The organism is Shewanella sp. 10N.286.52.B9 (assembly GCF_002873635.1).
Classification (GTDB): Bacteria; Pseudomonadota; Gammaproteobacteria; order Enterobacterales; family Shewanellaceae; genus Shewanella.
Genome location: NZ_MCTY01000038.1, coordinates 1 through 11,605 on the forward strand (window position 1 = coordinate 1; position 11,605 = coordinate 11,605).

Here is an 11,605-nt window from a genome sequence, read left to right on the forward strand (position 1 = left end):
ATAATATATTTATGACCACCACACACCTATAAGTATGTATTTAGACTTTATAATTAAATTCTTCTTTCTCAACATTCACTTTGACATTAGTGGTTTTTTTATTACTAGCCATGTTTTGTAAAATTTTAATAGAAAGATCAGGCAACATGGTGTTTTGCAAAATATTGTGAACGTTACGTGCACCAGAACCAGCATCCTGGCACATTGAAACAATTTTCGTGACCACATCTTCGCTATAACTAAACTTGGCTTGATAATGATTATTTAATCGCTTACCCACTCGTTGTAATTGCAAAGTCGTAATGTCATTGAGCATAGATTTACTCAGCGGGATGTATGGGATGACATTAAGTCTCCCCAAAAATGCAGGTTTAAAATAAGCTAGCAGGTCATCTTGTAACGCTTTGCGTAGGCCATTAATTGAAGGGATGGTTTCCTCATCTTCAAATAATGACATTGTGGTATCTGTACCTGCATTAGATGTCATGATGATAATGGTATTTTTAAAATCAATATCCCGGCCTTCACCATCCTTAATCATTCCTTTATCAAACACTTGATAGAATATATCTTGCACACCTGGGTGCGCTTTTTCCATTTCATCAAGCAAAATCACACTGTATGGTTTTCTGCGAACCGCTTCAGTTAATACCCCACCTTCACCATAACCGACATAACCTGGAGGTGAGCCTAGTAACAATGAAACCTTATGCTCTTCTTTAAACTCTGACATGTTAATAACAGTGACATTATCTTCACTGCCATAAACCTGTTCAGCCAAGGTCAATGCGGTTTCAGTTTTACCGACACCACTTGGGCCAGCTAATAAGAACACGCCTATTGGACGTTTTTCATCGCCCAGTTGTGCACGAGATGTTTGAACTGTTTTAGCAATTAAATCTAAAGCATGATCTTGGCCAATTACGCGTTTTGACATACTGGCTTTAAGATCTAAAATAGTCGCTATTTCATCATCTTGCATTTTACCCGCAGGTATTCCTGTCCAGTCAGAAATCACTTCAGCCACTAATTGTTCATCAACTTGCCAATGCACCATAGGTTGCTTGTTTGCAGCTAAAGTCTGCTTTAGCTTGGTCAATTGAGCCAGATAATCTGTACTGTCATCATTCTGCGCTTGGATCTGTTCAACGAGCTCCGAAATTTGTTTCACCGTGGCTAATTCAGATTCCCATTGTTTGATTAATGGTTTTAAGCTTTTTTCAAAGCCTTTCTGTGCTTTTGATAGCTCGGCCAATACTTTCTTGTGATCTGAACCGTTTTTTTGTTCGCGAGATAAGATAGCTATTTGGGTATCAAGCTGTTGGATTTGACGTTGTAATGACTCGACAGCGCCTGGTGTTGAAGCTTGGCTCATCGCGACTCTGGCACACGCAGTATCAAGAAGGCTGACCGCTTTATCTGGTAACTGGCGTCCCGTTATATAACGATGTGAAAGGTTTACTGCTGCACATAATGCTTGATCTGAAACTAAGATCTTATGATGCGTCTCCATAACGGGTAATAAACCACGCATCATGGCGACCGCTTGCTCAGGGCTAGGCTCTTCAATTTTGACGACTTGGAATCGGCGAGTTAGTGCTGCATCTTTTTCAAAAAATTTCTTATATTCTGCCCATGTTGTTGCGGCTATCGTCCTTAACTCACCACGTGCTAATGCAGGTTTTAGTAAGTTTGCAGCATCATTTTGCCCAGCTGCGCCACCACTACCAATCATGGTATGCGCTTCATCAATAAATAGAATTATTGGCTTAATTGAGATTTTAACTTCATTAATCAGTGCTTTAAGTCTATTTTCAAACTCACCTTTAACGCCTGCACCAGCCTGTAATAATGCTAAATCTAGAACATGAATACTGACATTAAGCAGTGCATCAGGGACTTCTTGTTGTGCGATTTTTAATGCTAAACCTTCAACAACAGCCGTTTTGCCCACTCCAGCTTCGCCCGTCAGGATAGGGTTATTTTGACGTCTGCGGGTAAGGATATCTATCATCTGCCTGATTTCATTATCACGGCCTAAGATAGGGTCAATTTTACCGAGTTTGGCTTGTTCAGTCAGGTTTTGAGTAAACTGATCCAAGCTAGGTGTTTTACTCGGGGCACTCTGAACTGCTTGTGTTTCTTCAATATCAGAGCTTGATACTTTATGCTCTGTTGACTGCCTAGCCAGTTGGGGCCAAGCATGTTTGAGCTGTGCAGGGTCTATCTTCATTAACTGCTTGGCAGAGCGAGAAACCAATGAATTTAAAGAGTCATCTGTTAATAATGTAAAAATGATATAAGCGGCTCGGATCTCATCATCATTAAATTCAATCGTGGTGTTCAGCCATGTTTGACGCAGTAAGTTAACAATATGCGGTGACAAACTTGGCGCGGCACTATTACCTGTTTTGAACTTTTCTAGTCCATTTCTCACTTCACTTATGAGTTGTTCTTTTTGAATCGAAAAGCTGGCATTAATAATGTTTAAATCACCAGAATCACCTTCGAGTAAAGCAAGTAACCAATGCTCTATTTCCACGGTAAACTGACTGCGACTATGGCAAATACTCGCGGCAGATTCTAAAGATTTTCGACACACTGGATTCAGTTTTTCAACCAGTTTACTTAAGGTCATCGCTGACATGTTTATAGTCCTTTATTATTTATATCATTAGGCGTTTAAGTTGTTGTCCATTATCTGCGCGACTTAATAAACCGCATCCTAGTCCCAGTGGGACAGCAGACATAGACAATTGCGCTTTAGGCGCATCTTGCTGTTTTATTTCTAAATAAACTTTGTGTTTTACTGATTTACCTAAGTAGTTATCCACTAATTCTTTAAGCGGAAGGTACCCAGGTTCTCCAGGTAAAAAAGAAGCAACAGAACCTTTTTCACTGGGTTTGATGTTAATCGTAATACTGGAGTTAATGTCCCACACTTTACTGCCAATACTGGCGTCTTTTCCTAACTGAGCATATTGGCCCTCAGGCATAGCGCGGCTCACCATCCTTGTCTGCTCAGTGTTAGCTAATGACTGCCATCGCCCTTCGAAAGACTTTATCTCAACGATGCAACCCGTGAAATCTTCTAACATCAGCCTCAATGACTCTGCACTAGGAGACTTTCTTTGACTGAAACCACTGTAATAACGGCTATGAGTGCCTCCGCCACTTAATTGGTTCAACACATGACTGAAACTGTCTGATGTGCTTTTTTGTGACGAATCATAATTAACTGCAAAGCGATATTTTTCCCAGGCTCGATAAAACAAGGAAATTAACCGATGATTGAATAAGTCGTAGAAATCACGCATGCCAGTATCTTTGAGGCGCAATCGTTCAAGGACTAATTCGGTATAATGTTGCGGCAATACCCCACTTGGCCCAGTCATCCCCATAAAGGACACATGCATTTCGGCTGCTTGCTTACCTGTACGCTGGCTAAGTTTTGCGTCAATTTTGCTAATTGCTTGGCCTGGGAAACCTAAATGCTGATCCGATTTAAATCGAATTAGTTCTTCAGATGGTATCGCATCGTGACCGACTCTATAGCCTTTATCTTGATGAGATAATTGCAATTGGAATTGATATACCGCTTGATAAAAATCAAACTCAGTCGGCGCTTCAAGGATGGCTTGTAGATTCATAACAGCGGTATCTTCCCTGAACGTGCTGGCCAAGTATGATAAATGGCGTCTTGATCTTTAAATCGCATACTTAAGCGGGTAAAACTATTTACCACTGAAAACTGTGAGAAAAAATGGTCCAAAATACAGCAAAAGAAAAATACGCCACTGCCTGAGTAGTGATCTTTAATAAAAGTAATTTCGATATGACTTCCGCTGCAAAAGCTGATTCGGCCATTCTGATTGACTCGAGCAGTATCTTGGCTCACTTCTACATGATGTATATTTTCTATTAAATTTTTATTTTCTGGTGAACACTTAAAGTCATATAACTTAAGCGTTTCTTTTAAGTTATTTAATGCATTTGGCCCACTAAAACTGTCAATAGAAAGGTGTCTAATTAGCTGCCACCTTGAGGCATCACCTAATGTGGCTCTGACAGGTAAAGTTGGCGCTAATAAGCATTTAACTTGTTTAATGATATCTGCACGCTCTGGTACAAACATCTTAGGTTCGTCAGTGCCAAAAGGTAAATGCGCTGGCAAATTCCGATTACTGCATTGCGCAGTAATACTTAATACCCAAGCGCCGTAATCTTCTTCTGGAGTAAAGCCTTTAAAGTTATGGTCGACTAATGACAAATAAGAGTCTGTGCCTTGTTCAGTGTAGCCACCAGCCCAACTTGCAGATTCTCTTCTTACATTCCAAAACAGATTGTTATGGCCTAAGTATTGAGGATGAGACTCACCGTAAAATGGGGTAACTTCAACTTTATTATCCTTAGGATCATAAGCAATCACCTCTTGTATATTGATGATTTCGGAGACTTCGGCATCGGCATATTTAGCCGCTAACTTATATTCATATTGAGCGCCTTCAATACTTACAGACTCTAGCTTTTGCTCGAATAAATTGATAACTGGCGTACAACCCAATAAAAAATGGCTGGCAGAGACTTGCTTCTCTAAATCTTGCGAACCTTCTTTTAAGTAAATATAAAGTGAAAATGAGTCGTCAATCCCCTGCCATGAATCTTCTAAATCATCGATATCAAAGAATAAAAATTTCTCAGGGAAAATAAAGTTCTCAAGCAATAAACGGTAACCACTGCTACTGCGTTGACTGTAAGGAATAACCTGCTCTTCATCATCAAAACCAACAGTTTTTAAATGACGTTTGGTTAAAAACTTGCACACTGATTGGCTTTCATTAACTAAAGCAAATCCTAGACTATGCTCAAAAAGAAGTTGATATAGCTGGAAGGTTTGATGATCTTGTCCATTAAGAAAAAAACGTAACTTACCAAGCCCCAAGTTTTGCATGCTCATTTCTTCAAATTCACAGGCAATATCAAGCTTAATAATGGCTTTAGCACGTTGCGGCCATTGTGGCTCAGGAGCTGTAAAAGGCGCATTCTGAAATTGAGCTTTTGTCACTTCAATAGGCCATAATTTCATGTCGTAACATGTTTTAAAATGACAGGTTTTCATTCCTTCAACTTGCGTATCAACCTTGGTATTTTTAGGTAACAACACACCTGTCGTCGACAGGTTTTCAGTCGTCACTTGAATAACAGACATCGAAGGTATCGGTGCTTGATAATCTGGGTATAACTGCCCTAGCAATGCTTCAGTTAACTCAGGAAAACTGTCATCTAGCTTTTGTCTAATTTGCGCTGTTAACAAAGAGAAAGCTTCAATCATTCGAGAAACATGTGGGTCTTCAACATGTTCATCACTTAATCGTAATCTGCCCGCGACTTTAGGGTATTGCTCAGCAAACTCTGATCCCATATGCCTGATATAAGCGAGCTCACGATTGTAATATTCTAATAATTCTTGGTTCACAATGATGCCTCATTTACTATCATGGCGAGATGAATAGGTTCTACTTCTGAGTCAAAGGTAATAAATTCAGGTTCTGGATCTGCATATAGCAACGCATTGATTTTCAATCTAAGCACTCGATCTAATGGCTGTTCGTTATCAACGGTTTCGACCATGACTTCTAAAAATCGAGGTTCAAAGCGTTTGATGGTGTCAGCAACCTGCTGACACAACATTTGACGACCATCTAAACTTGCAACTGGCATTGATGAAAAATCTCTTAGGCCGTAATTCATTAACGACTTATCGAGCTCTGCTAAATGATCAGGCCATGTTTGCCATTGCAATTTAGCATTGAGTAAATTTTCAAGATCCCGACGAACATTAGCCCTAAGTTGGCGTAAATTAAGTCCGCGATGACTATCTTTAATATCTTGTTCATCAGGTGCATCATCGATTAATCTATCGAGTACGGATGCCATAATTGGTTGAGTGCTTTTCATGAGTTAATTTATTGCAGAGCAGGAGTGTTAATTTTTTGGATTTGATTTAATGCCAAGGCATTATCATCAACAAACCACATTTTTAGCCCTTTGCCCGACATGACATTTGTTGCAACTTCTTCCCAATCGGTTTCGCGGCCAAGCTTTTGCGCATCTGTTTCACTGCCGCCATAGACCATAGGAATATGTGCTTCACCACTAGGGCCATCTTTAATCGCGAGCTCAACACGTCGCCAAACGGTTTCCACTAATGACGAGACGGGTTTGAAGTGGATATAATCAATTTCTGAATGTTGGGCTAGATAGTAATGACCATCGGTGCCAAATATTTCAATAAATCCACCTAAGGTGTCGTCTAGATCTCTAATTTCTTCTTTGGTATTTTCGTCAAAAACTAGGCTAACTTGTGGACGATGGCTTTCAAGGTTTTCAGCACAAACAGTCACATCATCCTGAGCATCAGTTAACGCTAATCTAAGTTTGATTAATGCTTCAGAGTGGGTATCAGTTTGGGAAAACAATTTCGGTGTCGCTTGACCTGACATAAAGTCTTGCCTAGCTTGCTCCGCTCTAATGAGTTGACGCAGATTTGATGCCCCGACAAGGAAATCAGGGTGCTTCTGAACTAATAAATTAAGCTGTTTATCAGCACGTTCAAGTGAGCCATTGATACATAACAATTCTATTAACGCACTTTTCAGATCGACATTCATCGGATCTTCTTTCAGCTCTGTTTCAACGAATGAAATAGCTTGTTGTAATTGACCATTATTAAGCATTTGATTGATATTTTTCATTGTAATCCTTTACTAATTTCTTGACGTAAGTTCGGTCACTAACTTGATGCTAGAAACCATTTGATCTAATTGAAAATGCGGTTGAAGTTGTATAATTGAATAGAAATGACCTGGCTTTCCTCGCATTTCTTTAACTTGCACTTGAGCATTTCGAAGTGGGTATTGACTACGTACATCATCAGATGAAACTTCAGATGCTGTCGTGTATTGGTGTAACCACAATTGTAAGTCTCGCTGACATGCTTCAGCAGAATTCAAAGAGCCAATTTTTTCACGGCCAATGACTTTGATGTAATGTGCGAACCGAGAGACGCATAAAATGTATTGCAACATTGACGATAATTTAGCGTTGATGTTGTCTTCTAAAAGCTCATATTTCGGTGGTTCTTGTATAGAGGCATTACTGTAAAAAACTAAGTGCTCACACCCGGATACTGGAGATAGTGGGATAAAGCCTTGATCAGACAATGCCTTTTCAGCTCTATCACTCACAAGTAAATCCACCGAAGGTTTGTTCCTTTTACGGTATAAGTCAGTTTCATACTGGCAAACTGCAAGGTCACAAACGAGTCCTTTCTTTCGCGCTCCTGGTTCTAAACCACGAATATGCCCAAACCAACCAGAGTCACTAAATGAGCGAATAATTATGCCGCCAAAAGCATATGCCGCGTTGCCCCATAAATGGTCCTGATTTGGATTTTTAATCGACTCTTTAAATTTAAAGCCTTCACTGCGAGTGCCGTCTATCAAATAAGGTGAACGCATTAAAATATTTGGCAGGGTTAAGCCGATAAACCGTGCATCGTCCATTTTTCTTAATGAATTCCATTTCAAATATTCATGTTGTTCAAATATTTTGCCGATATTCATATGAGCAGATAAATCAGTAAAATCGTCTGCCCCAAATAATGAAGGACTTGCTGAGGTTATAAAGGGGGCAAATGCCGCTGCAGCTGTGCGAGAAATATCTTTTAAAACATCAATATCGTTTGTCGATACTCCCGGACGATTTTTATGGCTCATTTGATAGTCGCCAATCAACGCACCAAAAGGCTCTCCACCCGACATATCATATTCGTTGTTATAAATGAGTTTAAAAAACTCACTTTGGTCGAACTCTATCGCACGATTGATATCTTTTGATAATGTCAGCCAACAGCAATCTAACAGCTTAACTTTGACCTTTTGGTCTTTATCATGCATTTCTTGCTGGTTAACGATATACAAAATTCCACGCCAACTTGCTTCTAGGGCTTGAAAGGATGCATGATGAATAATGGTATTTATTTGTTGCTCTAACTGCCTGTCTATTTCCTCAATTGCTTTGATCAAGAAAGGTAATACCGATACTTTATCGAATCGGGACAGTGAATGGTTTGAATTCTCAAGCCATAACAAAAGCGATCTCGTTGAATCAGACTCCCTGAGGAATCGTTCAACAAGATGCTTATTTTTAAGCTTTTGAGGAGTAGAAGACACCGATGTGGGGACATCGGTGTCTTCTTTAAAAATTTCACTTGTAACAAATGAAATAGCTTCTTGCGTCATCGTTTGTTTCTATCCTTGAAAACAAATCCGGCTATCTTTCGCTGATTAGCCTACTTTCGGAATTTTAGCGACTAAACGCAAAGAAGCAGTTAACTCTTCCATTTGTAACCAAGGACGAAGCCATGCTACTGCATTATAAGAACCCGGTTGACCTGGGATCTCTTTAACCTCAACCTTCGCATCTGCAAGTGGATATTTAGAACGAATATCTTGTCCACCACCTTCAGATGCATTCACAAATGACAGGATCCATCTGTTTAGCCATGCTTCTACATCATCAGCTTCCATGAAGCTGCCGATTTTATCGCGTGCCATTACTTTTAAATAATGAGCAAAACGAGAAGTCGCCATTAGGTAAGGTAAGCGTGATGAAATTGCTGCGTTAGCGGTTGCATCATGATTTGAGAATATTTTTGGCTTCTGACAAGATTGAGCGCCAAAAAAGACTGCGTAGTCAGTATGTTTATAATGACATAAAGGTAAGAAACCTAACTTACTCAATTCAGCTTCGCGGCGATCAGTAATGCCAATCTCTGTTGGACACATTAAGTCTGGGTCGCCATCATCGCTAGTGAATACATGGGCTGGTAGTCCTTCAACTTTACCACCACCTTCAGCACCACGAATTGCAGTACAGAAACCGTATTGACTAAATGCCTGCCCCATATTCGTCGCCATCACATAAGCCGCATTCATCCAGCAGTAATCGTCATGACCAGCCACTTTTGAGCGCCCGCTTGCTTCGTCAATATCAAACTCTTCGTAGCAAAACTCTTCAACAGGTTTAGTGGCAGAGCCATATGGTAAACGTGCTAATACGCGCGGCATTGTTAATGTAACAAAGCGAGAGTCATCACTGTCTCTGAATGAACGCCATTGCGTATATTCAAGAGACTCGAATACTTTCTCTAAATCACGCGGTTTGCTTAGTTCAGTCCAATCATCAAAACCGAATAAAGAAGCGCCAGATGCTGAAATAAATGGACAGAATCCTGCTGCTGCCACATTCGACATGAGTGAAAGAGACTCAACATCTTCTGGATGGTTACTGAATTCATAATCGCCGACTAAACAGCCATATGGTTCGCCACCTGGTGTGCCAAATTCCGCTTCATAGATTTTTTTGAACATTTGGCTTTGATCAAATTCAACCGCTTTGCTTAAATCTTTATGTAGCTCTTTTTTAGACAAGCTCATCACACGGATTTTCAATGTCGCATTGGTTTCAGAATTCTTAACCGTATGATGAAGTCCACGCCAGCTACCTTCTAACTTTTGTAGCTCATCGTTATGCATAATGGCTGATAGCTGTTTAGAGATGACTTCATCTAATTGGCTTATCGCTTTATTAAAGGTAACAGTAAGGTTTTTATCCCATTGCACGGTGCCTTTAAGGGCTTCTTCGGTGAGTGAACGAATGAGTTCTTCAGCACGAGTTGAATCAGTCTGTTTAGTGGCACCGATTGCTTGTTCAAGAATCGATGCTTCTATTGTTTGCTCTTCAGATGTCGCATCTAATGTGGCTGCTTCTATGCTCATTACTCTGCTCCTTTAAGGTTAAGTTCACCTGCAAGTTTGTCTAAGCTATTTGTATTGCTTAGTACTTCTTCCAGAATGTTCTCAAGGTTTTCAGAGCGATCGACTTTCGTCATCAAGTCACGCAATTTATTACGCGTTTCCATTAATTTTTTTAATGGCTCAACTTGATTAACAATGGCTGCAGGTTCGAAATCTTCCATGCTATCGAACTTAAGCGAAACCTTCATTTCAGAATCGTCATCAGCCAATGTATTTGGCACTGCGATGTTTAACTGAGGGCTCATACGCTTTAATACATCATTAAAGTTATCACGATCAATTTGCACAAAGCGGCGATCTTTTAATGGCTTAAGCTTTTCAGTGTTATGTCCAGAGAAGTCACCAGTGATACCGATGACAAATGGCAATTCTTTCTTAACTACTGTGCCTTCAGTTTCAACATCATAGGTAATGTGGACGCGTGGCTTTCTCACTCGTTTTAATCGATCATGTACACTCATTTGAACTCCTTTCAATAATATTGTGAGTAATCAACTAGGGATTATCTTCTGCTTTAATTCCAGATAGTTTGAAGAAGCCATTCCTCGCTTCTCCGTCTTGGATTAGTTCTTGCAGCAACTCAGGTAAACTTAAGTCACTCCAACGAACCACTTGTTCAATGGCATAGGACATTGGAGAGTGAGGTTCGGTTTTTTTAAAAAAGGTCGCTATCATTTCTAGGTTATTTATCGCTTGCGCACGTGAATTAAGCTGTTGGCTCATTCCGTTTTGGCCAGCAGCACTCACCACACTGTCACTTTCACTCGCTTCGCTTGGGTCAACATCTTCGCTGACGTTAACTTTCTCGAGAATGGGTGCTGAAATAGTGCGGATCTGTAAAGCGCATGCCTCTAACGCTTTACGGATATAACTAGTAGGTTGTGGTTGGCCTGACATTGCGCTGTCCATGGCTTCGGACAAACGTAAAAATGCAGCAATGGCATCATCAATGTCTTGATTCAAATCTATATAGAAACTATCTGGCGTTTCTTTAATGCTCAGTTCAACTTCTTCAAGTGATACGGCACCTGTATCAAAACGCTTTTCCTGCTTATCTTTATCTAAACGATCCACTTCTAAAGCTTGTTCATATTGCCAAGTGGAAAAGGCATAGCCGCCTTCAGTGATCGGGATTGTTTTAATGGGCTGAATGAGTGAACCTTCACTTTCAATGCCGTTTAGGCCAATAAGTGCAGCTATCCTTTCGGATAAATCGTTAGGTTCAGGTGTAGGGTATAGGTCCTCCCAATAGGTTTCAATCAATTCAGCTGCAAGCGTAAAACCAAAACTCAGTCCTTTAAAGCCATGTAACCGACAAGCTGCTTCAATAAACCAAGCAATATATTCAATGTCTTTGGTTTGGTCTTTGAGTACGCCAGGAACTTGTTCAAAAATGGGACGCCAATCTACTGCGACAGATAAGAGATCTTCTTCATCAATCAGAGCTTTTCGCTCTTTTGCACGCGCATTATTCCTTACATCTTTTAGTAAGTAATAAGTTGACGTCGGGCTGATATCTTCACGGGGATCAATACCCGTTGCTGAATCTTCAGCAATAGGTAATATTAAATCATTAATGAATAATTCTTTGAGCTGGTTCAATTAAATTCAATCCTTGAATTATAAAAATATTGTTTCTTTCGAATAACTAATACTTTTTAGTGTATTCCTTACCTTAAATAGACATAAATAACACTTACTATTTAAATTTGAAAACCAAATAC

Annotated in this window: 9 protein-coding genes; all 9 read right to left on the reverse strand. The window is 39.9% G+C overall.

Features of this window, described 5'->3' with window-relative positions:
- Nucleotides 1-40: 40 nt before the first annotated feature.
- Genes tssH through tssA form a run of 9 tightly spaced genes read right to left on the reverse strand, consistent with a single transcriptional unit; the run spans nt 41 to nt 11,483 of the window.
- Nucleotides 41-2,647: a type VI secretion system ATPase TssH gene (gene tssH / locus BCU91_RS03235; protein WP_102530893.1), complete on the reverse strand. Its 2,607-nt coding sequence runs from the start codon at nt 2,645-2,647 to the stop codon at nt 41-43.
- A 19-nt stretch (nt 2,648-2,666) separates the two neighbouring features.
- On the reverse strand, nt 2,667-3,650 hold the full coding sequence (gene tssG / locus BCU91_RS03240; RefSeq protein WP_102529476.1) for a type VI secretion system baseplate subunit TssG: 984 nt from the start codon (nt 3,648-3,650) through the stop codon (nt 2,667-2,669).
- On the reverse strand, nt 3,647-5,476 hold the full coding sequence (gene tssF / locus BCU91_RS03245) for a type VI secretion system baseplate subunit TssF (RefSeq protein WP_102530894.1): 1,830 nt from the start codon (nt 5,474-5,476) through the stop codon (nt 3,647-3,649). The genes tssG and tssF overlap by 4 nt, the downstream gene beginning before the upstream one ends.
- Nucleotides 5,473-5,958: a type VI secretion system baseplate subunit TssE gene (tssE, locus tag BCU91_RS03250; RefSeq protein ID WP_241904026.1), complete on the reverse strand. Its 486-nt coding sequence runs from the start codon at nt 5,956-5,958 to the stop codon at nt 5,473-5,475. The genes tssF and tssE overlap by 4 nt, the downstream gene beginning before the upstream one ends.
- 8 nt (nt 5,959-5,966) lie before the next feature.
- A complete protein-coding gene (locus BCU91_RS03255) occupies nt 5,967-6,755 on the reverse strand; it encodes a type VI secretion system accessory protein TagJ (RefSeq protein ID WP_102529479.1) in 789 nt (262 codons plus the stop codon).
- 12 nt (nt 6,756-6,767) lie between these two features.
- A complete protein-coding gene (gene tssC, locus BCU91_RS03260; protein WP_102530895.1) occupies nt 6,768-8,303 on the reverse strand; it encodes a type VI secretion system contractile sheath large subunit in 1,536 nt (511 codons plus the stop codon).
- Nucleotides 8,304-8,348: 45 nt separating this feature from the next.
- Nucleotides 8,349-9,842, reverse strand: coding sequence for a type VI secretion system contractile sheath large subunit (tssC, locus tag BCU91_RS03265; RefSeq protein ID WP_102530896.1), 1,494 nt, complete (start codon nt 9,840-9,842; stop codon nt 8,349-8,351).
- Complete coding sequence (gene tssB, locus BCU91_RS03270) at nt 9,842-10,342, reverse strand: type VI secretion system contractile sheath small subunit (RefSeq protein WP_102530897.1); 501 nt, start codon at nt 10,340-10,342, stop codon at nt 9,842-9,844. Before tssB ends, tssC (BCU91_RS03265) begins: the two co-directional genes overlap by 1 nt.
- A 34-nt stretch (nt 10,343-10,376) precedes the next feature.
- On the reverse strand, nt 10,377-11,483 hold the full coding sequence (gene tssA, locus BCU91_RS03275) for a type VI secretion system protein TssA (protein WP_102530898.1): 1,107 nt from the start codon (nt 11,481-11,483) through the stop codon (nt 10,377-10,379).
- Nucleotides 11,484-11,605: the final 122 nt, after the last annotated feature.